The sequence below is a fragment of the Amycolatopsis sp. NPDC033938 genome (assembly GCF_055575975.1).
The window spans coordinates 130,975-155,607 of the sequence record NZ_JBVIRO010000015.1; the positions used below are offsets into that span (position 1 = coordinate 130,975).

Sequence of the window (24,633 nt, forward strand, 5' to 3'; positions counted from 1 at the left end):
CCGGACGGCCCCCTTTGCCACGCGCGAAAACCCTAAGCGCACTTCGACTTCGGGTCGACCATCGATACCGAGCCGACCTTGTCCCCGTTGACGGTGAACTCGTAGACCCAGTCCGGCTTCCCGTCGACAGGAACCTGGAACCGGCCGTTGTTGCCCGCCTTCATCCCCTTGGCGTCGTAAGCCGCTTTGAGGTCGGCCAACGAAGACCCGGCGCCGATCCCCTCGGCCGTCTTGGCGTCCGAAGGAGCCGCGAGTTCACGCAAGCCGTCCTTGCCGAAGGAGGCACCCCCGGCGGCGACGAACGCCTTGTCCCGCTCCTCCCGCTTGCCCGCGAGATCGGCGGACGCCAGAGCGGCGTCGGCGTACAGCTTGGCGTCCGCGGCGTCCTTCTCCGCGGCCTTGGCGCTGTCCGCCGCGGACGAGCCCGGCTTGGAGTCCGGATTCGCCTGCAGCTCGTCGGCCTTCTTGTTCAGCTCCTTGGCTTTGGCCTCGACGTCGGCCTCCGCCTTCATCCGTGCCGGGTCGGGTGCCGGACCACCGGTATAGGAGAAATCGGTACAACCGTCCAAAGTAGACGTCGGCGCCGAAGCGAGCTTTCCGCCCGCCAACGCGGCGTCCTTGGCCATGCCCAGGGTCAGACCGCGGTATCCCGCCGGGCCGAACACCTCGGGCGCCGCCGGCTTGGCTCCGTCGGGAGAACCAGGCGACGACGAGCACGCCACCCCACCGGTCAGCACCGCCACGGCGGTGAGCACGACGCCCGCGCGTCTGCCCGAAATCCGCCGAAAAGTACGTGTCTTGTGCACGCATACCCCCTTCATCGCACCGAAAGCTATCGGATCCCGGTGGAAGTCCCGAGTGGATTTCGTGGAGGTACGGTGAAGATCACGCCGGCTGATGCATCGGCCGCCGCTGCCGGAGCGCAAGCGCCGATCCGGCCGCCACGACGACGACGATCCCGGCGCCCGCGACCAGCGTCCAGAAGTCGGGATGCACGATGGACTGCCCTCGCTGCGCCTGCCAGGTGAGCAGCGCCAGCAGCCCGGCGAACCCCACGGACGCGGTCCGCACCAGGTTCCGCCGCACGAAGTCCGATTCGAGCACCGGATGCCGCCTGGCGAGCGCGAGAAGTCCGAAAGCGACCAGAGGCAGCACCTGGATCGCGTGGATCCCGAAGAAATGCGGGATCCGCATGTCCCCGCCCACGGTGCTCCAGCCGACCACCGGCAGCCCCGGCCCGCCATCGGGTACCCCGACCGCGTGGGCACCGACGATCGACGGCCGCTCCCCTGCCCGGAACTGAGCCTTCTGCTGCTCGTTCGGGCCGAACATCAGCAACGCGATCCCGATGCCCACCACCGACAACGCGGCGCCCGCACGTAACGCGGAGTTCATCGCCCGGTCGGGAAGACGCTGGAACAACAGGAGAATCGCGATCGCCGCGGTCGCCGCCCACCCGGTGAAGGCACCGTTCGCGACCATGTTGTTGATCCACTGGTCGGCCGGTGTCGCCTGGTTGAAGTGCAGCGTCCGGCCGCGGACGATGATCTGCCAGAACAGCAACGCCATGTCCATGCCTAGGCCGACCGCGAACACCGTGCCGAGCCACCAGCCGATCCGGCGGCCGCGGGTGAGCTGCCCGATCAGCCAGGCCAGTGTCACCGCGTAGAGGCCCACGGAAATCGTGAACTTGAGCGGCTTGAGCCAGATGGGCGCGTTGACGAGGCTGCGATCGTCGAAAAGGAGACCGCCGAGCGCGATCACCCCGAGTACCGCCATCCCCGCCGCCAAGATCATCAGCGGCCGATGCAGTACTGTCCTGGAACCCTTGTCCACCATGGATTCGAGGGTGCCGGTGCACCCTTCCGCAGACACTGGCGTACTCCCCCGGATCGGGGGTGGGGAGAGCCCTACCGCCGACCTGTGGGTAATAGTGCCGTCACCCCGACCGGCAGTTGTGCCGTTTGACCACACTCCCCCTTTTTCTAGCGTGTCCTTCACAAGAGCAGACAGGGGCGCCCTGGTGCTCACCGGGATTTCCAGCGAGATGAGAGGAGGTGGCCCATCAATGACCGGTACGGGATATCAGGCAGACGCAGCTGCGATGGCGCGCGCCGTCCAGGGGTTCGAGGAAACCGCGTCGAACGCCAAGACCACGATGGCCAGCTTGGAGAGCGAGCTGACCCAGACCCTGCACAACTACAAGGGTGACCAGGCGGTCGCGTTCTGGGATCTGCAGCGCCGTCTGCAGGAGAAGATGACCATCGCCGTGAACGAGCTCAACACGATGTCGCGCCTTGTCCACGAGAGCAACCGGAACTACAACTCGGGTGACGAGCAGGTCCGGGAAAGCCTGACCGGGGTAGCCGGAACCGTCGACCAGACCGTGATCCACCGGCTGAACCCCTGATCCGCGAGAGGACCACCAATCATGGCTGACGTCGTCGAAATCAACTTCGCCGCGCTGCAGCACAGCTCGGCCTCGCTGGCCGCCAAGGCCAAGGCGCTCACCTCACAGCTCGAACAGCTGCACACGAACCTGCAGCCGATCACCCAGACCTGGTACGCCTCCGGCAGCTCCGCCGGTGAGGCGGCCCGCGCGTCCGAAACCCGCCTGCGCCAGGCCACCGCGGACATCGTGGCGATCATCGCGCAGTTCGGCGGCAAGGTCGGCGACGCCCACGATCTCCAGCACAGCCTGGAGAACCGCAACCAGGGTCTGTTCGCCGGCTGATCCCCATCCGTCGGCCGGTCGGTGCTTTCACCCCCCTCGGCACCGGCCGGCCGGCTTTGCGCGTAGTCGTCCTTCGATGGCATGGCCGATCACGAGAGAGCCGGGATCAATGCAAGACCAGTCGTACTACGTCCATTTGGAATCTCTGAAGGACTTCGTGCGGGAACTGGAGACCCAGATCCACGCGATGTCCAAGCCGAACGACTTCCTGCTGACCCTGAGCGAACAGCCGCTGTTGTTCGGCGAGTTCGGGGAGGCGGGCTCCCTCACCAAGGCGCATCAGGCGGCGGTCGCCGAGATGCAGGGCCTGCTGGATCAGGTCAAGGGCGCGATCACCTTCGCTCAGGAGGTCACCACGACCGTCGCCGACGGTTACGCGGCCGCCGACGAGTCGGTGGCGGGCGAGATGAACCACGCCGGCCAGCAGACCGGGCTGCTGGATCCGCTGCTCAACGTGCTCGGCGGAGTCCTCGGCGGCTCTCAAGGTGGGGGGAACAAGGGATGACCGACACCGCGCACACGAACTTCGCCGCCTACTCCCATCAGCAGCTCTACGCGATGCTGCAGGCCGGCGACCCCAACACGGCGCGCCACGCGGCGCACAAATGGCAGTCGACCGGCTCCGGCCTGTTCGAACAGGCCGAGAACCTCACCGGTGAGCTCAAGGAGTTCTCCGGCAGCTGGACCGGCGGCGCCGCCGACAAGTACCACACGATGATCACCGATCTGGTCGGCGGGATCCGCAAGGTCGCCCAGACCGCGCTCGCGATGAACAACCTTCTCGAGGACGCGGCGGACGCGCTGGTGAAGGCCAAGAAGGAGATGCCGCCGCCGGTCGCGGTGCCGGACGTTTCCCCGGCCGACGTCGCGCTCGCGGTCAATCCGCCGCTGCTGCCCCCGGATGCGTCACCGGCGACGATCATCAACGCCGCGCAGCAGCGGCAGCAGGCGATCGCGAACGTCGAAGCCCAGCAGCAAGCCGCGGGGGCGGCCAGCGCGGCGCACAGCAAGGCGATCGTGGTGATGACCCAGCTCGCCGGCGAGTACTCCTCGGCGGAGGAGTCCATTCCGGCCTCGCCGAACGCCGTGTCCGCGCCCCCGGTCACCGGTGGCGGCACCGCCCCCGGTGGCGGTGCGGTCGGCAACGACATCGGCGGAACGCCCGGTGTCGGTGTCGTGCCGGGCGACAACACGCACCCGCTGCCGTCGGACGGCGCGACACCGCCCACCACGGGACAGCCTGGCCAGCCCGGCAAGTCGAACCCGTTGTTCGGCGACATGTTCACCGCCGGTCTCGCGGCGGCCTCTGCCGCGGCGTTCGGCCGGTTCGGCTCGATCATGCCGCGCGTACCCGGGTGGGCGACCGGCAAGAATCCCAAAGAGGACAAGAAGAACGGCGAGGTCGTCGGCGGAGGCGCCGGTGCGGGCGCTGGCACGGGTGCGACCGCGGGCGGTGCCGGGGGCGGCATCCCGATCGGCGGCGGCGGCGCGCCATCGCTGGACGGTGGCGCGATCGGTGCCGGCGGCGGGTTCTCCGGTCCCGGCGAGGCACCGGCCGCGTTCTCCGGGCTGGCAGGCGATGGCGGCACGGGCAGCGCGATGAGCGGTTTGGCAGGCGGAGCCGCCGGTGCCGCGGGCGCGGCGGCGGCCAAGGGCGCGATGCCGATGATGCCCATGATGCCGATGGGCATGGGCGCGGGCGGCGATCTCGGCTCCGGACGGCGGATCCCGCCGTGGCTTGTGGAGACCGAGAACGTCTGGGGCCAGTCGGCCCCGGTCGCTCCGGCCGTGCTCGGCGAAGAACCCGAACAGTACTGATTCCCTGAAGCAGGAGAGGCGGCTCGGTGATGGCATCCAGTGCGGGCGGTTACCGGGTCGCCCCCGCCAGGCTCGAAGCGGCGGCGGCCGAACTCGAACAGCGCGCCGGCGTGCTCAAGACCGCGCAGGCCGCGCTGGCGGGTGAAAGCGTCCCTGCCGCCGCGTTCGGCAAGGTTTCGGCGTCCAACGCGGCTTCGGCGACGTTCACCAAGACGATCAAGGATGTCGCTGGCAAACTAGACGGGCAGCTCACCAAGGCGACCGTGATCCACCAGGGACTCACCGCGGCGGCGGGCGGCTATCGGCGCGCCGACGTCCAGGTCGCCGCCTCTTACCGGGCGCTGATGCCGGAGAGCCCCTTGCCCAAGGCCGGGAATCCGGCGGGCATCGGTGGCGCGGCCGACACCGGGCAGTGGGCGACGGCGATCGCCCAGAACCGCGTCAAGGTCTCCGACGCGCTGACGGCGGAACGCGACAGGCTCGCGAACCTCTTGGCGCACGGCGGAAAAGCCGACGACATCGCGAACGCGCGCACCAGGATCGCGTTGTACGAAGACATCCTCGCCAACGACCGGCAGATCCTGCGATTCGACCCGGCGAGCAACGGGCGGATCGCCGAACTGGTCGGCAGGATCGAGCCGGGTACCCGCAACGTCGGCCTGTTCGTCCCCGGCGTCAACACCTCGTTCGGCAACTTCCAGAGCTACGCCGACCTCGGCAAGAGCCTGGTCGCCGCGGACGCCACCGGACGGACCGCGATGGTGGTCTGGGCCGACGGCGTCTTCCCCCAGAACGTCGTCACCGAAGGACCGGCCGCGCATTACGCCCAGACCATGGCCCCCGAACTCAAGGCGTTCGGCGACGAACTGCGCGGGCAGATCGACAGCCACGCCGGTCCCGGCGTCGTCGTCACCGCCATCGGGCACAGTTACGGCGGCGCCACCGTGGGACTCGCGGAGCAGCTCGGGCTCCGGGCCGACCAGGTGCTGCACGTCGAATCCGCGGGGATGGGCCACGGGATCTGGAGCCCGGCCGACCTTCCGGCGAGCCAGGCCGGGGTCCAGCGGTATTCCATGACGGCTCCCCTCGATCCGATCGTGGTCGCGCAGGGCAACGCGGGACTGATCGAATGGCTCGGCGCCGGGCACGGAGCGGACCCCGACCGCTTCCCCGGCGTCGTCGAACTGGAAACCGGCCGGGACGCGGACGGCGATCTGCAGTGGGGCCTGGATTCCCACAGCGGGGTGCTCAAACCCGGTTCGGATTCGTGGAACAACATCTACGGTGTGCTCACCGGCGGGCCGGTCACGCACGAGGGCTTCACGAGTGGCTCGCTGCGCGAGATGGCCATCGAAGGCGTCGGCCGAGGCCTGTGAGGGGCGGAGCATGATCACCAGTAATACCGAACTCGACCGGCTGGCCGAGGACCTGACAGCGGTCATCGACGGCGTCGCGGGCACTTTCGGCACCAGTGCGGAGCGCACCGTGGAAGGCGAACTGGACTGCGATCCGACCCAACCGGGCCGCCTTTTCTGCCGTCAATACGGCCTTCGCGTGGACGATGCCTCCGACGCGGTCCGCAAACTCGTCGACGTCGTCCTGCCCTTGCTGGAAAGCCAGGGCTGGCGGACGCGCGACCGCAGCAATCCGCGTGAGCTGATCGCCCAGTTCAGCCGCGACGGCGCCGACTTCAACGTGCACGTCTCCCGCGTCGGCGACGGCGTGACCATCGTGGGCTCGACAGCCTGCGTATCCGTCCCCTAGAACCCCGGGGGTCGCGAAAGACCTCGTGAGCGGCAGTGGTGTCCCCCAGTACATCGCTGCCGCTCACGAGGCACTGAGGTCGCGAGTGGTACTGAGGGTTGTTGAGGGATAAGGCAAAGTTGTCGTGACCGACACCCCAGCTGCGCGTTCTCCCGAAGCCGCTGCTGCCGATCATGTCTCCACTGTGGCATTGGAGACATCAGACCGCGGCGCGAGCCGATAGCGCACGCAACACGCCAAGTCCGCCTTACAGGCCAATAACTCTAATCAGCACTCACGACCCCTGTTCAGGACCGTACAGGTAGACATCAATTGATCGAAAACTGTCCCTTGTGGACAGTCGGGATGCGCACTGCCTCATCAGGGAGCCCCTCGCCTACCCTCAACGGCGCACCCTTGAAGTACGTGAAGGCCCCCTTCCCTCGGTTGAGCCGAGGGAAGGGGGCCTTCACGCGCGCAAAAGAAAGCTCGTCACCGCTCCACGAACCGCGAAGGCCGCCAGCCCCGGCGCTTGCCGCGCCGCACCGCCGCCACCACCACACCCGCCGCGACGGCCGCGGCCACCCCGGCGATGGCGAGGACACCGGAAACCTTGTCCGTGCCTCCGCGTGCCGGGGCGGCCGCGGGGACGACGACGGTCTCCGGACCGACACTCGGCGGCCCGCCCGGCCCCGGCGTACCGGCCGGGATGACGGCGGAAACGGCGGCGTAGGCGTCGATCGAACCCCAACCCCGGCGCGGATCGTGGCCGCCGCTCGGGCCGCGGTGCGCGGTCAGGGTCAGCCGGGCGACGACCTGCTCCGGCGACAACTCCGGGTGATACGCGCGCACGAGCGCGGCGACGCCGGCGACGTGCGCGGCGGCCAGGCTGGGATCGCTCACCGGCCACCGGTGCGCTACCGTCCCGCCCGCGCCTGCCGACGTGCTGACCAGCTCGGCGCCGGGAGCGGAAATCCCCAGGTAGGAGCCGGATTCCGGCTGCACCGCCTCACCTGCCTGGTTGGTCGACCCCACCGCGAGCACGCCGGGCGTGGCGGTCGGGTAGGACGTCTGCCCCTGCTGCGTACCCGCGGCGGGAGACACGATCAGCGTGCCTTTCTCCCTGGCGCGCGACACCGCGCCGGTCAGCGCGGGGCTGTCCGAAGCGGCCGGGACGGCGATCAGGATGATCCCGGCGCCGCGGTTCAGCGCGGTTTCGATGGCGGACGCGAGCTGGCCGGGATCGCCACCGCCGTTCACCTGCGTGTAGCGGAGCGGCAGGAGCTTCACCCCGGGCGCGATCCCGGCGAACGTGGTGGACGGATCCGGTTGCGCGCCGACGATCCCGGCGGCGATCGTGCCCCGGCCGTCGCAATCGTCGGTCTCGGTGCCTTGTCCGCCCACGAGCTGGCCGTCGGCGAACTGGCGGTTGCCGCCGTCCACGCCGGTGCCGATCACCGCGACCAGCTGGCCGGTGCCACGCGAAAGCGGCCAGATCCGCGCGGGATCGATCAGCCGCTGACCCCAGGGAACGGCGGCGGTATAGGTGCCCGTCGGGTTCGCGCACTGGTCGGCGACCGCCCTCGCCGGGACGGGTGCGCCCAGCAGTGCCACGAAAGCAGCACTCCCCGCGACGGCACTTTTACCGGCAAAACCCACCATTCCTCCAGAATTTCCTTGTCACACAAGGAAATTCTAGTGCTCCGGGTCAGCGCAGGTCCATCCCGAGGTCGAGCGCGGGCGAGGAATGGGTGAGCGCCCCGACCGCGAGGAAGTCCACACCGGATTCCGCGTAAGCCCGCGCGACGTCCAGCCGCAATCCGCCAGAGGACTCCAGCCGGGTCTTCGGGGAGACCTCGTCACGCCTGTCGACGGCCTTCGCGCATTCCCCCGGCGTGAAGTTGTCGAGCAGCACCTCGTCGGCACCGGCGGCGAGCGCCTCGTCCAGCTGGGCCAGGTCGTCGACCTCGACCTCGCAGTGCAGTTCCGGCGCGTGCTCACGGGCCGCGGCGAGCGCCGCGGTCACCGAACCGGCGGCGACGACGTGGTTGTCCTTGATCAGTACCGCGTCACCGAGGCCGAGCCGGTGGTTGACCCCGCCGCCGGCGCGGACGGCGTACTTCTCCAGCAACCGCAGTCCGGGCAGCGTCTTGCGGGAATCCCGGATCCGGCAGCCGGTACCGTCCACTTCGGACACCCAGGCCGCGGTCGCGGTGGCGATGCCGGACAGATGGCACAACAGGTTCAGCGCGGTGCGTTCGGCGGTGAGCAGGCCACGCACCGGACCGCGCACGACCAGCGCCGGTTCCCCGGCGGTCAGCCGGTCACCGTCGTCACGGGCGGCCATGACCTCCAGTCCGGAGCCGAGGACCAGGTCGAACACCGCCAGCGCCACCGGGATCCCGGCGACCACGCCCGCCGTCCTCGGCGTGAGTTCGGCCAGCGCGTTGGCGGACTCGGACACGGTGGCGTTCGTCGTCGCGTCGGGCCCGTACCGCAGATCCTCGGCCAAAGCCGTGGTGACGACGCGGTGCACGTCGGGGACGTCGAGGCCGTGCTCGGCCAGCGCCTTGGTCACCCACGGGGAGAATTCGCTCATGCCACACCCTCCAAAGCGATCGGATCGGCCAGCACCGGCTGGCCCGACGGGCTGAGCCGGATGAGCTGACCGCGTTGCCAGCTGCTCTCGTCGCGTTCGGGGAAATCGGTCCGCACGTGGCAGCCGCGGGACTCCGTCCGCCGCGCCGCCGCCGCGACCAACGCCTCCGCCACCAAGGTGAGCGCCGCGTCCTCGACGATCCTCGGAGTCCACAAAGGACTTTCGATCACCGAGAGATCCAGCACCGAACCGACGACCGCGAGACCGTCGGCGTCCCGGCCGATGGCCGCGTACCGGCTCATCGCCCGCTGCAACGCGTCGCGGTCGGCCACCGCGACCGTCCGCGGCGGCGTGAGCACACCGCGGCGCGGGTCGGCCAGCAACCCGGCGGCGAGATCGATGGCCACCGCCTCCGCCACCCGCTGCCCGACTACGAGGCCTTCGAGCAAGCTGTTGGACGCCAGGCGGTTCGCGCCGTGCAGCCCGGTCCTCGCGACTTCGCCCGCCGCGTAGAGGCCGCGCACCCCGGATCGTCCGTCCACAGTGGTCACCACACCACCGCAGGAGAAATGCGCCGCGGGCGTGACCGGGATCGGGTCTTTCGCGGGATCGAGGCCGATCGCCGCACACGCCGCGTGCACGGTCGGGAACCGCTTCGCGAAGCCAGCGATCCCTGTAGCGTCAAGGAAAACGTGGTCGTCGATACCGCCGGGCGCCTGCGTCATCCGGCGGGTGATGGCCGCCGACACGACGTCACGCGGCGCGAGATCGCCGAGCGGATGCACGCCGCGCATGACCGAAGCGCCCGTCGCGTCGTGCAGGGTCGCGCCCTCACCACGCACCGCCTCGGTGACCAGCGGCAGGCGGCCTCGTGCGCCAGGAGTGAACAGGACCGTCGGGTGGAACTGGACGAACTCGACGTCCGCGAGCTGGGCTCCCGCGCGCAACGCGAGCGCGAGCCCGTCCCCCGTGGCGATCTCCGGATTCGACGTCGCCTGGTAGAGCTGCCCCAGTCCGCCGCTGGCCAGCAACACCGCCGGTGCCCGGACGACGCCGGGCACACCGTTGCGGTCCATGACGGTCACGCCCACCACCTCGCCGGCGGGGGTGCTGATCGCGTCGACGGCGATGTGGTGCTCCAGCACCGGGATCCGCTGGCCACCGGCCTTCGCGACCAGGGTCCGTTCGACCTCCGCCCCGGTCGCGTCGCCCCCGGCGTGGATGACGCGGAACGCGCTGTGCCCGCCTTCCCGCGTGCGCGCCAGTTCGTCGCGACCCTCGACGGCCGGGTCGAAACGCGCGCCATCGGCCCGCAACCTCGCCACCGCGGCCGGACCACCGGCGATGATCGAGCGGACGGCGTCCTCGTCGCAGAGCCCGGCACCCGCGGTGAGCGTGTCCGCGGCGTGCTTGCCCACCGAATCGCCCTGCTCGTGCTCACCCTCCAGCACGACGGCGATCCCGCCCTGCGCCCAGCGGGTGTTCCCTTCGGAAATCGCGGCCTTGGTGACCACCAGGACATGCAGCCCGAGTTCCCGCGCGCGCAGCGCGGCGGTGAGCCCGGCGACCCCGCTGCCGATCACCACGAGATCGGCGGCGGCCTCCCACACCGGGGCAGTTTTCGCCTGAAGGGCGGTAACCGGGTCGGTCATTCTCCGCCGCCAGGCTGCCCGATCTCGATCATGCGCCGCACGGAAGCGCGGGCACGGGCGGCGGTCTCGGCGTCGACGTGGACCTCGTCGGCACCCTCGCGCAGCGACCGCAGCAAGGCGGCGGGCGTGATCATCTTCATGTACCGGCAGGACGCCCGGTCGTTGACCGCGCGGAAGTCGATCTCCGGCGCGGCCTTGCGCAACTGGTGGATCATCCCGATCTCGGTGGCCACGAGGACCGACTTCGCCTTGGTGTCGCGTGCGGCGTGGACCATGTCGCCGGTGGAGAGGATCTTGACCCGCTCGGGGGCGACAGCTCCCTCTCCCGCCAGGTACAGCGCCGACGTGGCGCAACCGCATTCGGGGTGGATGAACAGGTCGGCATCGGGGTTTTCCGCGGCCCGCTCGGCCAGTTCGGCCCCGTTGATGCCGGCGTGCACGTGGCACTCCCCGGCCCAGATGTGCATGTTCTCGCGACCGGTCACGCGCTTGACGTGCGCGCCGAGGAACTGGTCCGGCAGGAACAGAACCTCCTGGTCAGCGGGGATCGAGGCGACCACGTCGACGGCGTTCGACGACGTGCAGCAGATGTCGGTCTCCGCCTTGACCTCGGCCGTGGTGTTCACATAGGACACGACGACGGCACCGGGGTGCTCGGCCTTCCAGGCACGCAGCTGCTCGCCGGTGATCGAGTCCGCGAGCGAGCAGCCGGCCCGCGCGTCCGGGATCAGGACCGTCTTCTCGGGCGCCAGGATCTTCGCCGTCTCGGCCATGAAGTGCACGCCGCAGAAGACGATGGTGGACGCGTCGCTGCTCGCCGCGATCCGGCTGAGCGCGAGCGAATCGCCGGTGAAATCGGCGATGTCCTGGATCTCGGGGACCTGGTAGTTGTGCGCGAGCAGGACGGCGTCGCGCTTCCGAGCGAGGCTCCGCACCTCCTCCGCCCATGCGGCGTCGGCGACGACGCCACCGTACGGGGTCAGGTCGTTCTGCAGCGTGCTCGTCATCGTTCTGGCCCTCCGGACCGATTTGTCCACTCCCGGTTTTCGCCTTACAATCGAAAACCGTGCGAAGTCATCTTAACACCCAGACCCCCCTCGCCCACGAGGTTTTGGGAGCGGTCCTGCAAGTGCGCTCGGACACACTCCGGGTCCTGCTGTGGCGGCGCGCGCTCGATCCGCATCTGGGCCGCTGGTCCCTTCCCGGCGGCAGGCTGCGGCCGGACGAGGACGTCGAGGCGTCCATCCGGCGGCAGCTCGCCGAGAAGGTCGACGTGCGGCAGTTGAAGCATGTGGAGCAGCTGGCGGTGTTCAGCGCGCCGGACCGGGTGCCGGGCCCCCGCGTCGTGGCGACGGCGTTCCTCGGCCTCGTACCGTCCGATGTGGACCCCGAGATCCCGGAAGACACCGAATGGCACGACGTCTCCGAGTTGCCGCGAACGGCGTTCGACCACGAGTCCATCGTGCTGCGCGCACGGGACCGGCTCCGTTCGAAGCTCTGCTACACGAACCTCGGGTTCGCGCTCGCCCCGGAAGAGTTCACCGTTTCGGCGTTACGGGGGCTGTACTCGGCTGCGCTGGGTTACCGGGTGTCCGCGACGAATCTGCAGCGCGTGCTGTCCCGGCGCGGGCTGCTCGTCCCCACCGGGCACACCGCGCCGCCCGGCCGCAGCGGTGGTCGTCCGGCGGCGCTGTTCTCCTTCGCGGGCAAGGGGATGCAGATCACCGACCCGTTCGCCGTGTTCCGCCCGCCCGCGCGGAAGTGACCGTCCTGCGAAGTCCTCCCGGTCCCCGTACCTTGAACGGGTGACCGAGCCGAGCGAGGAGTCCACCGGGAAGGCGATCTTGCCGCTGTTCCCGCTACAGACCGTGCTTCTGCCTGGAACACACCTTCCCTTGCACATCTTCGAACCGCGGTACCGGCAGCTGATGACGGATCTCGTCGGCGACGTCATCCCGGACCGCGAATTCGGTGTCATCGCCCTGCGCACGGCGCTGAACAGGGAAGTCAGCGGAACCGAACACGTCCACGAGGTCGGCTGCAGCACGGTCTTGCGCGAGGCGAAACGGCTGCCGGACGGCAGATTCGACGTCGTCACCACCGCGCGGCGCCGGTTCCGGCTGCTGGAGATCGACCGGGTTTCCGCGCCGTACCTGATCGGCTCGGTCGAATGGGTGCCCGACGACCGGGTCTCCGCCGTGCACGGCGACACCGTGACCAGGCTCGCCGACGTCGCCAAAGCCGCGCACCGCCGCTACTGCGAATCCGCCTGGCACGCCGACGACTGGACCACCCCGCCCGACGACGGCGACATCGCCGCGCTCGCCTACCGGCTCACCGCGGATTGCCTGCTCCCGCTGGAGGACCGGCAGCGCCTGCTGGAGGAGACCAATCCGCTGCGGCGGCTGCGGATCGCGTGCCGCCTGCTGACGCGCGAGGCCGGGTTCCTGAACACCCTCGGCGCGGTGCCGATGCCGCCGGGGGAACTCGGCGAGTTCACGCGCCCTTCGAACCTGAACTAGGGCCCTTCAAGCGCTATGAAAGGTCCTTTCCTTGCAAATTTTGCAAGGAAAGGACCTTTCATGGCACGCGCGAGCCGCTACTTATCGGTCTTCGAAGCCCCTTCAGAGCCCTCTTCGGATCCGTTCCCGCCGCCACCGAACTTGCTCCACACCTTGCCCGCCGCCCCGGAGACCGCCTCGCCGACGTCGCTGAACACCTTCGTCAGTGGGTCTGCCGAGCTGTTCCAGGAGTCCTTGTACGACTTAGCGGCCGACTTCAGGTCGTCGGTCCAGTTCGACGACGGCGCGTCCTCGTCGCGGCGCGGGTACTCGCCTGCCAGGATCGCCCGGTACTCCTCCGAAGCGGCCCACTTCTGCAGCTGCGCGGCGCGCACGACGGCCAGCGGATGCGACATCGTCTCGACGTAGCGCAGCTTCAGGTAGCTGTCGCGGATGTCGTCGACCGACTCGTACTCCGACGCCTGCTGCAGGAACGCCGGGATGTCGATCTTCGCCGGGTCGATGCCGCCCGCGACCAGGATCTGCGACCGCAGCGCCGCGGTCGGGTCCTGCGAGCACAGCAGCCCGGCGCGGTCGCAGGACAGTTCGGCCTTGCGGTACCACTCGCGCAGCGCGGCGATGACGACGCGGATGCCGATCGCGCTGACCGGCGTCCACGACATCGACATCTGCAGGCCGATCAGCCGGATCATGATCGTGCGGTACACCGCGTGCCCGGACAGCACATGCCCCATCTCGTGCCCGATCACGAACCGCAGCGACGCGAGGTCCATCGCCTCGACGGCCGCGGTGTTGAGCACGATGAACGGCTCGTCCATTCCGATCGTCTGCGCGTTGACCTCGGGACTGCGGGCGACGAACAGGTTCGGCACCCGTTCGAGGTCGAGTGTCTCGGCGCATTCGTTGCGCAGCCTGTCCAGTTCCGGGTACTGCTTCGGGCCGACCCGGATCGCGGACGCCAGCGCCATGAGCCGCTCACCGCGTTCGGCGTAGAAACCCGAAACCGCCTTCACGACCTGCGCGAACCCGGGTACCGCGCGCAAGGTGGCCAGCGCGCCCCGGTCGACGGGGTGTTCGTACGCGCGCGGGCTGATGCCGGGGAAGCGGACGGCGTTGTGCCGGGAAACCTCGATGTCGTCAGTCAAGAAAAGCCCCCTAGAGAAGTCCCAGCCCACCCTAGAGGAAAATCGTCAGCCGAGGCGACGACCCAGGTCTTCCCTGCCGTTCCAGGCGGTCAGCAGCGTGTAGGCCAGCGTGGTCATCAACGGGGCGGCGAGCATGATCCAGGGCGATTCGATCTGCGGTGCCTTCATGATGACGTCGCCGACGGCGGGTGCCGCCGCGATCTCGTAGCGGCCGTTGGCGAACGAGACGCCCATCGTCGTGCCCAGCCAGCCCGCCAGGGTCGCGCCCCCGGTCGCGGCGATCAGCACGACCGGGCCGCGGCGCTCCCGCAGCAGCCAGGTCACCACGCCGATCAGCAGCCCGGCGCCGAGCGCGAGGAAACCGTAGATGGCGAGGTCGTCGAAGCGGTGCCAGCTCTCCAGTTCCAGTGACGCGAGGCCACCCTCGGCGTTGATCACCCGCATGCGCTGCGGCGGCGCGAGCCGCGCCCACAGCCACGCGAGCGGGAAACCGAGCAGCCCGGCCGTGGACAGCACGCTGACCGCAGGCAGCAGATCGGCCTTGACGACGACCTTGGGGTACGGACGGCGCGGCCTCGGCAGCATGGGGACCGACCAGGGGTCGGGCACGCTGGAAGACAGGTGTGCCGGTTTGCCCGACGTCTCGCCCAACCCGGACCCCTCCCTCACGCTGCTTGCGCAGAGCGTAACCAATGACGTCCCCAGCGCACGCAACCCGGCACCGAGTCGCGCGCGTCTTCCGCGAAGTCAGCCCGCGAGTTCCCCGTGACGGCTGCACCGCGCGGTCCAGCCGACCGGGGTGATCTGGACGACCATCCGCCGCGCGCAGAAGGTGCAGTAGCGCGGTGGTTCGAGTGCCGTTCTCGGGTTGTGGCAGGCGGGATGTTCGGCACCGCCCTCGGACGGCTGTCCACAGTGGACGCAGAACGCCGGTCGGTCAGAGGACGTCACTGATCGCCTTCACCGGCATCTTCAGCTCTTCGAGCATCTCCAGATCCGCGGTGGCCGGGCGGCCGAGGTTGGTCAGGTAGTTGCCGACGATGATCGCGTTGATCCCGCCGAGCATGCCCTGTTTGGTGCCCAGATCGCCGAAGGTCAGCTCACGGCCGCCGGAGAACCGGAGCAGCGGCCGCGGCATCGCCAGCCGGAACGCGGCCACGGTGCGCAGCGCGTCCTTGCCCTCGACGACCTCGTATCCCTCGTACGGCGTACCCGGCTGCGGGATGAGGAAGTTCATCGTGCACTCGTCGGGGTTCAGCTCGGCCAGCTGCGCGGCGAACTCGGCGCGCTGCTCGATGCTCTCCCCCATGCCGATGATGCCGCCGCAGCAGACCTCCATGCCGGCCTCGCGGATCATGCGCAGGGTCTCCCAGCGCTCTTCCCACGTGTGCGTGGTGACGACGTTCGCGAAATGCGAGCGCGCGGTCTCCAGGTTGTGGTTGTAGCGGTGCACGCCCATCTCGACGAGTTCGTCGACCTGCTCCTGGGTGAGCATGCCGAGCGAGCAGGCGATCTGGATGTCGTTGCCGTCCTCGCGGATCGCCTTGATCCCTTCGCGGACCTGCGAGAGCAGCCGCTTGTCGGGGCCGCGGACGGCGGCGACGATGCAGAATTCGGTCGCGCCGGTCTCGGCGGTCTGGCGGGCGGCCTTGACCAGGCCGGGGATGTCCAGCCAAGCCGAGCGGACCGGCGTCGGGAACCGGCCGGACTGCGAGCAGAAGTGGCAGTCCTCGGGGCAGCCGCCGGTCTTGAGACTGATGATGCCCTCGACCTCGACCTCGGGGCCGCACCAGCGCATCCGGACCTCGTGGGCCAGCGCCAGCAGATCGGTCAGGTGGTCGTCGTCGAGCCGCAGCACTTCGAGGATCTGCTCCTCGCCGAGCCCGACGCCACGCTCGAGGACCTGGTCACGCGCCACGGCGAGAATGTCGACGGTCTCCGGGGCTGTGGTCACGAGGCGGCTCCTGTTCGGGGTGGGGCGGCAAAGCAAAGGCACATCATCGTGCACGACCGGACGCCTCGCACACAGCGACGCAGGTCACTTCTGGGCCGACGCGCGGCCGACGAAGCGTTCGGGGTCGAATTCCCCGCCGAACCACGGCGAGAGACCCGCCCTGGCCAGGGCGGTGAACTCCGCGGGCTCGGCCGTGCCCATCCCGGCGGGCAGCACGCCCAGCAGCGGGGCACCGGCGGCGACCGGCAGGTCCTCGAGATTCGACACCGCAGCCAGATCGGGCTCGTCGGGCCAGGCACCGACGATCACCCCGGCCACGGTGAGGCCGCGTTTGGTCGCGACCTCGGCGGTCAACGCGGTCGCGTTGAGTGTGCCCAGCCCGGCCTCGGCCACGATGATGACCAGCGCGCCGAGCGACCAGGCGACGTCGGCCAGCGAGGCGCCGTCGGCGTCGAACCGGACCAGCAGACCGCCCGCGCCCTCGATGAGGGTGAGGTCGTGGTCGCCGTCGAGCTCACTCGCGGCGGCGGCGATCTCGCTCGGGGAAAGCGTCGGCAGCCCGGACAGCCGCGCGGCCGCTTCCGGCGACAGCGGATCCGGATATCGCCGCAGCTCGCGGGTGGTGACCGGACCGGCGAGGCGGAGGACGTCGGCGAGGTCACCCGGTTCGTCCGGGCCCACCCCGGTCTGCGCCGGTTTCAGTACGGCGACACGCCGGCCCTGACCGGCGGCCAGTGCGGCGATGGCGGCGGTGGAGATCGTCTTGCCGACACCTGTACCGGTGCCGGTCATGACCAGCATGCTCACGTACCGAGAACTTAGTGGGTCGGGATGGAGGGAGGCTGAAGGGGACCTTCCCCGCATGCGATCGGGTGAAGGACGCTTTCGCCTCATGCGATCGGGTGAAGGGCCCTTTCGCCTCATGTGATCGGGTGAAGGGCCCTTTCACCTCATGGCATGCGGGGAAGGCGTCCTTCAGCTCCCGGAAGCGGTCACGGCACCCACCGGGACGAAGGACGGGCTCCCGTCGTCGGACAGGTAGACCTGGGCGGCCCCGACGTCGAAGTACATGCCGGTCAGGTGCAGTTCGCCCCGTGCCTCCGCCTCGGCGATCAGCGGGTAGTCACGCAGGTGGTCCAGCTGCTGCAGCACGTTCTGCAGGGCCAGCTGGTTGACCTCGGATTCCGGACGCTCACCGTCGAGGGTCACCGAGACCTTGCTCTGGGCGCTCGGTTCGGCGTGCCGCAGCCAGGAGGCCAGCATCGGCGTGCCGTCGGGGGCGCCGGTGGCCAGCGCCTGCATCGCGCCGCAGCCGGAGTGCCCGCAGACCACGATCTCGCGCACCTTCAGCACCCCGACGGCGAACTCGACGGTGGCGCCCATCGACGGATCGGCCTGACGGGCGGGCACCAGGTTCCCGATGTTGCGGACGGTGAACAGGTCGCCGGGACCACTGGTGGTGATCATGTTCGGCACGATCCGGGCGTCGCCGCAGGTGATGAACAGGGTGTGCGGCGACTGGCCGCCCGCCAGCTTGCTGAGCGCGGGCTGCATGAGCGCGGCGGTGCGCCGCTGGAACTCGGTCGCGCCGCGCAGTGTCGGACCACCGCGCTGGCCGGGCACCTCGACGTCCTTGGCCTGCCAGTCCGACCAGGGCGCGAGGAACCGGGGCACCGAACGCACCGCGGCCGTCCTGGACAACGTGGGATCACCGGACTTGCCGTTGGCGAACCACGGATGCCCGACCTCGTCGACGATCACCTCGCCGCCCGCGCGCTCGTGTCCGTGCTGCCAGTTCGAAAGGCTCTCGAAGGCGGCGTGATCGAGGTAGTCGACGACAAGCTCCAACGTCACCTTCGCGCCGTTGGGCACGGTCGCGAGCACCCGGCTGAGCCTCGGCACCGAAAGGAACGTCAGGACGCCTTCGACGACGACGCGCCACTCGTCACCGTCGCGTTCGGCGTGGATCCCGGACCACACCGTGCGGCGCAGCATCAGCAGCACCGACAACGCGATCCCGAGCAGCACACCGGTGAGCAGGTCGAAGACGACGACACCGGCGAGCGTCACCAGGTACAGGCCCAGGTCCCCGTGTTTGAGGACCACCTTGATGTGCCCGGGGTTCACCAGCTTCGCGCCGACGTGGACGAGCAGCCCGGCCAGTGCCGCGAGCGGGATGTTCTGGATCAGCCCGGCGAACGCGGCGACGAACACCAGGATCCAGACGCCGTGCAGGATCGCGGACGCGCGGGTGCGGGCGCCGGTGGCGACGTTGGTCGAGCTGCGGACGATCACGCCGGTGACGGGAAGGCCGCCCAGCGCGCCCGAGGTCATGTTCGCGGCGCCCTGGCCGATCAGTTCGCGGTCGAGGTTCGAACGCGGTCCGGTGTGCATCTTGTCGACCGCGACGGCCGAGAGCAGGCTTTCCACGCTGGCGATCAGCGCGATGGTGATGATCGCGACGGCGAACGCGCCCCAGCCGCCGTCGGGCAGCTCGGGAGCGAAGCGGATCGCGAGCAGGTCACCGGGCAGGTCGACGCGGGGCAGGGTCATCCCGGTGGTCACGGACAGCACGGTCACGACCGCGATGGCGGCCAGCGGTCCGGGGATCTTCCGGACGGACTCGGGCAAACGCGGCCACAGCAGCAGGATGCCGATGGTGAGCAGACCGATCAGGGCGGCGGTGTCGTGGTGGCCGATGATCTGCGCGGGCAGCTGGGCGATGTTCGCGAGCGCGGAACTCTGCGCCGATCCACCCAGCACTACGTGGAGCTGACCGAGGACGATGGTGACGCCGATACCGGCGAGCATGCCGTGCACGATGGCGGGCGAGATCGCGAGTGCCGCGCGGGCGATCCGGCTCAGCCCGAGCAGGATCTGCAACGCGCCGGCGGCGACGGTGATGGCGCAGGTGGTCGCCCACCCGAAGGTCGCGATCGTTTCGGCCATGATCACCGTCAGTCCGGCGGCCGGACCACTGACCTGGAGCGGGGAGCCGCCGAGCGCGCCGGCGACCACACCGCCCACGACGGCCGCGATCAGCCCCGCGACGATGGGCGCCCCCGAAGCGAGAGCGATCCCCAGCGAGAGCGGAACGGCGACAAGGAACACCACCAGCGATGCGGGCAGGTCGTGCCGAAGGACGGCGCGAGGTTGGAAGTTCTTTAACGTGGCCAGCATGATCACCAGGAAACTGGTGATTTGTCCGCTATGCACCACCTGATCGAGTGAATATCGTCCCGCAGAGGGGTGGTGTGGCCCACTTTCGAGCTGCATTGTTACCGCGAGATGTCCCAGGCGTTTCGAGAAGCCTTGCCGCGTCCCGGATCCTGAGAAATATCGGTCGGCCACCCGCCCAAAGCGCGTCGCGCGTGAAGGCCCCCTTCCCCCGGCTGGTCACTCAAACCATGGCCGAGGGAAGGGGGCCTTCACGCGCATCCGAAGGAGTCAGTCAGGACTTCACCGGCGAAGCAGCCGAAGTGAACGACCTGTGCGCCGCGTCGAGCAGGTACACGTTCGCCTTCCCGACGTCGAAGTACATCCCCGTGAGCCGGAGCTCACCGCGCGCCAGCGCGGCGTCGACGACCGGGTACGAGCGCAGGTTCTCCAGTTGCTGCACCACGTTGTGCAGGGCCAGCTGATCGGCCTCGCGGTCTGGACGGGCGCCGTCGAGCAGCACCGGCCCTTCGCTTTCCCTGCGCCGCAACGTTTGTTCGCCGTGACGCAGCCAGCCGCCCAGCCGTGCCAATCCGGTGGGCGCGTCCCCGAGCAGCGCCTTCATCGCGCCGCAGCCGGAATGCCCGCACACCACCACTTCCCGCACTCGCAGCAGCCCGACGGCGTACTCGATCGCCGCCCCCACCGAGAAATCCGCTTCGGTACTGGCGTGCGGGACGAGGTTTCCGATGTTCCGCACGGTGAACAGATCCCCTGGCCCGCTGGTGGTGATCAGGTTCGGCACGATCCGCGCGTCGCCGCAAGTGACGAACAGCGTATGCGGCCGTTGCCCGTCGGCCAGTCCGTCCCAGGTCCGCCGCAACAGCGGCGCCGTCCGCCGCTGGAACTCCGAAGTACCGCGGCACAACGGGACACTGCCGCCGCGCTGCCCCGGCAGTTCGAGATGCTCCGCCTGCCATTCCGACCACGGCGCGAGCCAGCGCGGCACCACCCGTGACGCGACGCCGCGCCGCACGGTCGGCACGCCCGCCTTGCCCCGTTCGAACCACGGATGCCCGATCTCGTCGACGATCACGACTCCCCCGGCGCGCTCGTACGCGCGCTGCCAGCCGCGCAGGCAGTCGAAGGCGGCGTGGTCGAGGTAGTCGACGAAGAGTTCCAGTGTCACTTCGGACCGCTCGGGGACTCCGGCGAGGACGGTCGTGAGCCTTGGCACGGAAAGGAAAGTGAGCGCGCCTTCGATGACGACGCGGGTCCGCGCGCCGTCCGGTTCGACGTGGATGCCGGAGAACAGCATCCGGCGCAGCATGAGCGCGAGCCCCACCGCGATCCCCGCCACGACGCCGGTGAGCAGGTTGACGGCGACCGCGCCGATCAGGGTCGCGAGGTAGACCGGCAGGTCGCCGTGGCGGCGGACTTCGCGGAGGCTGGTGAGGTTGACGAGTTTGGCGCCGACGTAGACGAGGAGCCCGGCGAGGGCGGCGAGCGGGATCAGCCGCAGCGCGTCGGTCAGGAACAGGCAGCAGCCGAGGATCCAGGCACTGTGGAGGATCGCCGACATCCGGGTGCGGGCGCCCGCTTCGAAGTTGGTCATGGTGCGCACGACGACGCCGGTGACCGGGAAGCCGCCGAACGAGCCGGCCGCGACGTTCGCCAGTCCCTGTCCGATCAGTTCGCGGTTGAGGTCGGTGCGCGGCCCGTCGCGCAGTTTGTCGACGGCGAGGGCCGACAGCAGGCTTTCCAGGCTGGCGATGAGCGCGATGCTGAGCACGGCGGCGGCGATCGCCATCCAGGAACCGGACGGCGCTTCGGGGACGAAACCCAGCCCCGGCAGGCCGTTCGGGAGGTCGACGCGCGGCAGGTCCATCCCCGCCGCGACGGAAAGGCCGGTGGCCACCGCGACGGCGGCGAGCGGACCGGGGACGCGGCGCACCGAATCCGGCATCCGGGTCCACGCCAGTAGGACACCGACGGTGACCACGCCGATCAGCGCGGCCTGGTCGTGGTGGCCGACGAGCTGACCGGGCAGCGCGAGGACGTTCGCGATCGCGGAACCCTGCGCCGCTCCGCCGAGTACGACGTGCAGCTGGCCGAGGACGATGATCAGGCCGATTCCGGCGAGCAGGCCGTGCACGATCGCCGGCGAGATCGCCAGCGCGGCCCTGGCGACCCGGCTGACGCCGAAGAGGATCTGGACCACGCCCGCCGCGGCGGTGATGGCGCAGGTGGCGGCCCAGCCGAAGGTGGCGATGGTCTCCGCGAGGACGACGGTCAGCGCGGCGGACGGGCCGCTGACCTGAAGGGCGGAACCACCGAAGAGGCTCGCGACGAGTCCGCCGACGACGGCGGAGACGAGTCCGGCGAGCAAGGGTGCTCCGGCGGCGTGTGCGACGCCGAGCGAGAGAGGGACGGCCACGAGGAAGACGACGACCGAAGCCGGGATGTCGTGGCGAAGGTTCTTCAGGAGGGTCGATGCGGGGTTGCGGCGGCCCGGAGGCCCGGTGTCGTGCTCGTCACCAACGATGTCGATCATGGGGGCAGGAAACCGGATCGACGCGCAAAAGTCTGCTACGCAAAGGATTCTCAGGTTTGCTTGCGCACCGAAGAACTAGGGCATAGCGGCTTTTTGCGACAAACCACCCACCAACGCTCCCGATCGGACTCGCCCGTTCGCCTGACCAAGATCACCCGATGATCACGCACTGTACTGAGCGTGGCCTTCCCGGTTTCCTGTGGCTGCCGTCACACTCTTTGGGCTGAATTTGCCGTTTTTACGCTTTTTGTGCGGCCGACACCATTGCGGAAGTGATCGCCGCGAGGTCGTCGGCGTCGGAAACGTAGGGCGGCATCGCGTAGATCAGGTTCCGGAACGGCCGCAGCCAGACCCCGTTCGCGGTGAGGACCTCGGTCGCCACCGCCATGTCCACCGGATGGTCCAGTTCCACCACGCCGATGGCGCCGAGCACCCGGACGTCGGCGACGGAAGACAGTTCGCGAGCGGGTTCGAGCCCGGCTTTCAGCGCGGCCTCGATCCTCGGGACGTCGGATTTCCACCCGCCTCCGGCCAGGATCCCCAGCGAGGCGTTGGCCACCGCCGAGGCCAGCGGGTTCCCCATGAACGTCGGCCCGTGCGCGAGCACCGGCAGTTCGCCGCGCGAGATGCCGTCGGCGATCCGCGGCGTGCACAGTGCCGCCGCCATCGTCAGGTAACCGCCCGTCAGCGCCTTGCCGAGACACAGGACGTCGGGGGTCACCCCGGCGTGTTCGGCGGCGAACATCCGGCCGGTGCGGCCGAATCCGGTGGCGATCTCGTCGAAGATCAGCAGGACGTCGTTGGCCTCGGTGATCTCCCGCAACGCGCGCAGGTACGCGGGCGGGTGGAACCGCATTCCGCCGGCACCCTGCACGACCGGCTCGACGATGATCGCGGCCAGTTCGCCCGCGTGCCGTTCGACCTCGGCCGCGAGCAGCTCGAGGTACGCCGGATCCGGTTCGTCGTCGAACGTGCCCGGCGGCTTGGGCAGGAACAGCTGGTCCGGCAGGATCCCGCGCCACAGCGAATGCATCCCGCCGTCGGGGTCGCACACGCTCATCGGCGTGAACGTGTCACCGTGGTACCCGCCGCGCCAGGTCATCAGGCGCCGCTTTTCCTTGCGCCCCAACGACTGCCAGTACTGCAGGCACATCTTCACGGCGACCTCGACCGACACCGAACCGGAGTCGCACAGGAAGACGTGCCGCAATCCGTCCGGGGCGAGGTCCACCAGGGTCTTGGCCAGGGTGATGGCCGGTTCGTGGGTGAGCCCGCCGAACATGACGTGACTCATCCGGCCCGCCTGGTCGGCCAGCGCCGCGTCCAGCACCGGGTGCCGGTAGCCGTGGATGGCCGCCCACCAGGACGACATGCCGTCGACCAGCTCGCGGCCGTCGTCGAGGGTGAGCCGCACCCCGCTCGCCTCGCGGACCAGCAGGGACTCGATCGGGCTCGGCATCGGCCCGTACGGGTGCCAGACGTGTTCCGCGTCGAGCGCGAGGAGTTCTGCGGCGTCCATCCCGCGACCCTACGACACGCCCTGTTCAGCGCAGCTGCACAGGGAGGGTCTTCAGACCGTGGACCAGGGCGCTTTCCCGCCACCGCAAGGTTTCCGGCTCGGCGTCCAGGCTCAGCCGCGGGAACCTCTCCAGCAGACCGCGCAACGCGATCTCGGCCTCCAGCCGGGCCAGCGGGGCACCGACGCAGTAGTGGATGCCGTGGCCGAACGCGAGATGCCCGTTCGCCGACCGCGTGACGTCCAGCCGGTCCGGGTCTTCGAACCGCTCGGCGTCCCGGTTGGCACCGAGCAGGGAGACCAGCACGAACTCGTCCGCCGGGATCTCGACGCCGCCGACCGTGACGGGCTCGGTGGTGAATCGGAGGGTCGCCAGGTGGATCGCGCCGTCGTAGCGGAGGAACTCCTCGACAGCGCCCGGCATCAGCGTGGGATCGGCGCGGAGCGCTGCCAGCTGCTCCGGCTCCCGAAGCAGGGCGAACACGCTGTTCGCGATCAGGTTGACCGTCGTCTCGAAGCCCGCCACCAGCAGCAGGAACGCCATGGCCAGCAATTCGTCCCCGGAGAGCGAATCGCCCTCGTCACTGGCGTGGATCAGGCCAGAAAGCAGATCTTCGGCGGGCTTCGCGCGCTTCTCGTCGATGAGGTCGACGAGATACGCGTGCATCTTCGCCGCCGCGGCTTGGAGTTCCTCCGGCGTCGACCAGGCGAGCATCGTGTTCGACCACGTCGCGAACGCCGGCTGGTCGTCCGCGTGCACGCCGAGCAGTTCGCAGATCACCCGGATCGGCAGCGGAACGGCGAAAGCGGGCAGCAGGTCGACGCGCTCCGCGTCGCCGATCCCGGCCAGCAGTTCCGCGGTGATCTGCTCGATCCTCGGCCGCAGCCGGGAGACGGTGCGCGAAGTGAAGGCCTGGTTGACCAGTTTGCGCAGCCGCGTGTGATCCGGCGGATCCAGGTTGAGCATGTGCCCGTTCAGCGCGCGCACGGCGTCGTCACCGCCGGATGCGAAGCCGTCGCGTTCGAAGAGCCGCCTCACCTGGGCGGTGTCCTTGCCCACGCGGGGATCCGCGAGCACGGCGCGGGCCTCGGCGTGCCCGGTGACGATCCAGGCTTCCAGGCCGCGTGGCATCCGGACCTTACGGGCCGGGCCTTCTTCCCGCAGCAACGCGGAGATCCGGTGTGAGTCCTGGAGAAGATCCTCGGTCAGCTGCTTCGGCTCTTCGGATGACTGCATCGG

23 protein-coding genes are annotated in these 24,633 nt (G+C 69.5%); 8 read left to right on the plus strand and 15 right to left on the minus strand.

Annotation, left to right across the window (positions count from 1 at the left end; all coding sequences use genetic code 11):
• Positions 1–32: 32 nt before the first annotated feature.
• Together ACZ5ZX_RS30785 and ACZ5ZX_RS30790 are read right to left on the minus strand one after the other, a co-directional pair.
• Positions 33–806, minus strand: a complete 774-nt coding sequence (locus ACZ5ZX_RS30785; protein WP_465505483.1) for a hypothetical protein — start codon at positions 804–806, stop codon at positions 33–35.
• Between the two features lie 79 nt (positions 807–885).
• On the minus strand, positions 886–1,839 hold the full coding sequence (locus tag ACZ5ZX_RS30790; protein ID WP_465505555.1) for a hypothetical protein: 954 nt from the start codon (positions 1,837–1,839) through the stop codon (positions 886–888).
• A 229-nt stretch (positions 1,840–2,068) separates the two neighbouring features.
• On the opposite strand from ACZ5ZX_RS30790, the gene ACZ5ZX_RS30795 reads away from it, so the two are divergent.
• The 6 genes from ACZ5ZX_RS30795 (at position 2,069) to ACZ5ZX_RS30820 (ending at position 6,316) form a co-directional block, all read left to right on the plus strand.
• Positions 2,069–2,410 (plus strand): WXG100 family type VII secretion target, encoded by a 342-nt coding sequence (locus tag ACZ5ZX_RS30795; RefSeq protein ID WP_465505484.1) that lies wholly within the window; start codon positions 2,069–2,071, stop codon positions 2,408–2,410.
• Between the two features lie 21 nt (positions 2,411–2,431).
• A complete protein-coding gene (locus ACZ5ZX_RS30800) occupies positions 2,432–2,734 on the plus strand; it encodes a hypothetical protein (protein ID WP_005155348.1) in 303 nt (100 codons plus the stop codon).
• Between the two features lie 109 nt (positions 2,735–2,843).
• A complete protein-coding gene (locus tag ACZ5ZX_RS30805) occupies positions 2,844–3,239 on the plus strand; it encodes a hypothetical protein (RefSeq protein WP_465505485.1) in 396 nt (131 codons plus the stop codon).
• Positions 3,236–4,552, plus strand: a complete 1,317-nt coding sequence (locus ACZ5ZX_RS30810) for a WXG100 family type VII secretion target (RefSeq protein ID WP_465505486.1) — start codon at positions 3,236–3,238, stop codon at positions 4,550–4,552. Before ACZ5ZX_RS30805 ends, ACZ5ZX_RS30810 begins: the two co-directional genes overlap by 4 nt.
• 29 nt (positions 4,553–4,581) lie before the next feature.
• Positions 4,582–5,928 (plus strand): alpha/beta hydrolase, encoded by a 1,347-nt coding sequence (locus tag ACZ5ZX_RS30815; RefSeq protein ID WP_465505556.1) that lies wholly within the window; start codon positions 4,582–4,584, stop codon positions 5,926–5,928.
• 10 nt (positions 5,929–5,938) lie between these two features.
• Positions 5,939–6,316, plus strand: a complete 378-nt coding sequence (locus ACZ5ZX_RS30820; RefSeq protein ID WP_465505487.1) for a hypothetical protein — start codon at positions 5,939–5,941, stop codon at positions 6,314–6,316.
• A gap of 471 nt (positions 6,317–6,787) precedes the next feature.
• Here ACZ5ZX_RS30820 and ACZ5ZX_RS30825 read toward each other — a convergent pair whose 3' ends face one another.
• From ACZ5ZX_RS30825 to nadA, 4 genes are read right to left on the minus strand one after another with little or no spacing between them, the layout of a single operon-like run.
• The gene (locus ACZ5ZX_RS30825; RefSeq protein WP_465505488.1) at positions 6,788–7,957 is read right to left on the minus strand and encodes a S8 family serine peptidase; all 1,170 of its coding nucleotides are present in this window, start codon (positions 7,955–7,957) and stop codon (positions 6,788–6,790) included.
• 46 nt (positions 7,958–8,003) lie between these two features.
• The gene (gene nadC / locus ACZ5ZX_RS30830) at positions 8,004–8,894 is read right to left on the minus strand and encodes a carboxylating nicotinate-nucleotide diphosphorylase (protein ID WP_465505489.1); all 891 of its coding nucleotides are present in this window, start codon (positions 8,892–8,894) and stop codon (positions 8,004–8,006) included.
• The gene (locus ACZ5ZX_RS30835) at positions 8,891–10,546 is read right to left on the minus strand and encodes an L-aspartate oxidase (RefSeq protein ID WP_465505490.1); all 1,656 of its coding nucleotides are present in this window, start codon (positions 10,544–10,546) and stop codon (positions 8,891–8,893) included. Before ACZ5ZX_RS30835 ends, nadC begins: the two co-directional genes overlap by 4 nt.
• Positions 10,543–11,553 (minus strand): quinolinate synthase NadA, encoded by a 1,011-nt coding sequence (gene nadA, locus ACZ5ZX_RS30840; protein ID WP_465505491.1) that lies wholly within the window; start codon positions 11,551–11,553, stop codon positions 10,543–10,545. The genes ACZ5ZX_RS30835 and nadA overlap by 4 nt, the downstream gene beginning before the upstream one ends.
• 122 nt (positions 11,554–11,675) lie before the next feature.
• Here nadA and ACZ5ZX_RS30845 point away from each other — a divergent pair, with 122 nt between their 5' ends.
• Positions 11,676–12,311 carry an NUDIX hydrolase gene (locus ACZ5ZX_RS30845; RefSeq protein ID WP_465505492.1) on the plus strand — a complete coding sequence of 212 codons (636 nt, stop codon included), beginning with the start codon at positions 11,676–11,678 and terminating at the stop codon, positions 12,309–12,311.
• A gap of 40 nt (positions 12,312–12,351) precedes the next feature.
• Positions 12,352–13,068, plus strand: coding sequence for an LON peptidase substrate-binding domain-containing protein (locus ACZ5ZX_RS30850; protein WP_465505493.1), 717 nt, complete (start codon positions 12,352–12,354; stop codon positions 13,066–13,068).
• Positions 13,069–13,145: 77 nt separating this feature from the next.
• Here the strand turns inward: ACZ5ZX_RS30850 and ACZ5ZX_RS30855 are convergent, their stop codons facing one another.
• The 9 genes from ACZ5ZX_RS30855 to ACZ5ZX_RS30895 all read right to left on the minus strand — a co-directional run bounded on the left by ACZ5ZX_RS30855 (position 13,146) and on the right by ACZ5ZX_RS30895 (position 24,630).
• The gene (locus ACZ5ZX_RS30855; RefSeq protein WP_465505494.1) at positions 13,146–14,213 is read right to left on the minus strand and encodes a M48 family metallopeptidase; all 1,068 of its coding nucleotides are present in this window, start codon (positions 14,211–14,213) and stop codon (positions 13,146–13,148) included.
• A gap of 45 nt (positions 14,214–14,258) precedes the next feature.
• Complete coding sequence (locus tag ACZ5ZX_RS30860) at positions 14,259–14,864, minus strand: DUF2567 domain-containing protein (RefSeq protein WP_465505495.1); 606 nt, start codon at positions 14,862–14,864, stop codon at positions 14,259–14,261.
• 96 nt (positions 14,865–14,960) lie between these two features.
• The gene (gene bsaP / locus ACZ5ZX_RS30865; protein ID WP_465505496.1) at positions 14,961–15,164 is read right to left on the minus strand and encodes a biotin synthase auxiliary protein BsaP; all 204 of its coding nucleotides are present in this window, start codon (positions 15,162–15,164) and stop codon (positions 14,961–14,963) included.
• Positions 15,151–16,167, minus strand: a complete 1,017-nt coding sequence (gene bioB, locus ACZ5ZX_RS30870; RefSeq protein ID WP_465505497.1) for a biotin synthase BioB — start codon at positions 16,165–16,167, stop codon at positions 15,151–15,153. The genes bsaP and bioB overlap by 14 nt, the downstream gene beginning before the upstream one ends.
• A gap of 84 nt (positions 16,168–16,251) precedes the next feature.
• A complete protein-coding gene (gene bioD / locus ACZ5ZX_RS30875; protein WP_465505557.1) occupies positions 16,252–16,968 on the minus strand; it encodes a dethiobiotin synthase in 717 nt (238 codons plus the stop codon).
• A 174-nt stretch (positions 16,969–17,142) separates the two neighbouring features.
• Positions 17,143–19,347: a SulP family inorganic anion transporter gene (locus ACZ5ZX_RS30880; RefSeq protein ID WP_465505498.1), complete on the minus strand. Its 2,205-nt coding sequence runs from the start codon at positions 19,345–19,347 to the stop codon at positions 17,143–17,145.
• Between the two features lie 271 nt (positions 19,348–19,618).
• Positions 19,619–21,877 (minus strand): bifunctional SulP family inorganic anion transporter/carbonic anhydrase, encoded by a 2,259-nt coding sequence (locus ACZ5ZX_RS30885; protein ID WP_465505499.1) that lies wholly within the window; start codon positions 21,875–21,877, stop codon positions 19,619–19,621.
• 238 nt (positions 21,878–22,115) lie between these two features.
• On the minus strand, positions 22,116–23,396 hold the full coding sequence (locus tag ACZ5ZX_RS30890) for an adenosylmethionine--8-amino-7-oxononanoate transaminase (protein ID WP_465505500.1): 1,281 nt from the start codon (positions 23,394–23,396) through the stop codon (positions 22,116–22,118).
• A 25-nt stretch (positions 23,397–23,421) separates the two neighbouring features.
• Complete coding sequence (locus ACZ5ZX_RS30895) at positions 23,422–24,630, minus strand: cytochrome P450 family protein (RefSeq protein ID WP_465505501.1); 1,209 nt, start codon at positions 24,628–24,630, stop codon at positions 23,422–23,424.
• Between the last annotated feature and the right edge of the window lie 3 nt (positions 24,631–24,633).

What these genes read in the sequence shown, in the direction of transcription:
- ACZ5ZX_RS30790 (WP_465505555.1), bottom strand. Translation starts at nt 1,839, where the DNA reads ATGGTGGACAAGGGTTCCAGGACAGTACTGCATCGGCCGCTGATGATC.
- ACZ5ZX_RS30795 (WP_465505484.1), top strand. Translation starts at nt 2,069, where the DNA reads ATGACCGGTACGGGATATCAGGCAGACGCAGCTGCGATGGCGCGCGCC.
- ACZ5ZX_RS30800 (WP_005155348.1), top strand. Translation starts at nt 2,432, where the DNA reads ATGGCTGACGTCGTCGAAATCAACTTCGCCGCGCTGCAGCACAGCTCG.
- ACZ5ZX_RS30805 (WP_465505485.1), top strand. Translation starts at nt 2,844, where the DNA reads ATGCAAGACCAGTCGTACTACGTCCATTTGGAATCTCTGAAGGACTTC.
- ACZ5ZX_RS30810 (WP_465505486.1), top strand. Translation starts at nt 3,236, where the DNA reads ATGACCGACACCGCGCACACGAACTTCGCCGCCTACTCCCATCAGCAG.
- ACZ5ZX_RS30815 (WP_465505556.1), top strand. Translation starts at nt 4,582, where the DNA reads ATGGCATCCAGTGCGGGCGGTTACCGGGTCGCCCCCGCCAGGCTCGAA.
- ACZ5ZX_RS30820 (WP_465505487.1), top strand. Translation starts at nt 5,939, where the DNA reads ATGATCACCAGTAATACCGAACTCGACCGGCTGGCCGAGGACCTGACA.
- ACZ5ZX_RS30825 (WP_465505488.1), bottom strand. Translation starts at nt 7,957, where the DNA reads ATGGTGGGTTTTGCCGGTAAAAGTGCCGTCGCGGGGAGTGCTGCTTTC.
- nadC (WP_465505489.1), bottom strand. Translation starts at nt 8,894, where the DNA reads ATGAGCGAATTCTCCCCGTGGGTGACCAAGGCGCTGGCCGAGCACGGC.
- ACZ5ZX_RS30835 (WP_465505490.1), bottom strand. Translation starts at nt 10,546, where the DNA reads ATGACCGACCCGGTTACCGCCCTTCAGGCGAAAACTGCCCCGGTGTGG.
- nadA (WP_465505491.1), bottom strand. Translation starts at nt 11,553, where the DNA reads ATGACGAGCACGCTGCAGAACGACCTGACCCCGTACGGTGGCGTCGTC.
- bioD (WP_465505557.1), bottom strand. Translation starts at nt 16,968, where the DNA reads ATGCTGGTCATGACCGGCACCGGTACAGGTGTCGGCAAGACGATCTCC.
- ACZ5ZX_RS30880 (WP_465505498.1), bottom strand. Translation starts at nt 19,347, where the DNA reads ATGCTGGCCACGTTAAAGAACTTCCAACCTCGCGCCGTCCTTCGGCAC.
- ACZ5ZX_RS30885 (WP_465505499.1), bottom strand. Translation starts at nt 21,877, where the DNA reads ATGATCGACATCGTTGGTGACGAGCACGACACCGGGCCTCCGGGCCGC.
- ACZ5ZX_RS30890 (WP_465505500.1), bottom strand. Translation starts at nt 23,396, where the DNA reads ATGGACGCCGCAGAACTCCTCGCGCTCGACGCGGAACACGTCTGGCAC.
- ACZ5ZX_RS30895 (WP_465505501.1), bottom strand. Translation starts at nt 24,630, where the DNA reads ATGCAGTCATCCGAAGAGCCGAAGCAGCTGACCGAGGATCTTCTCCAG.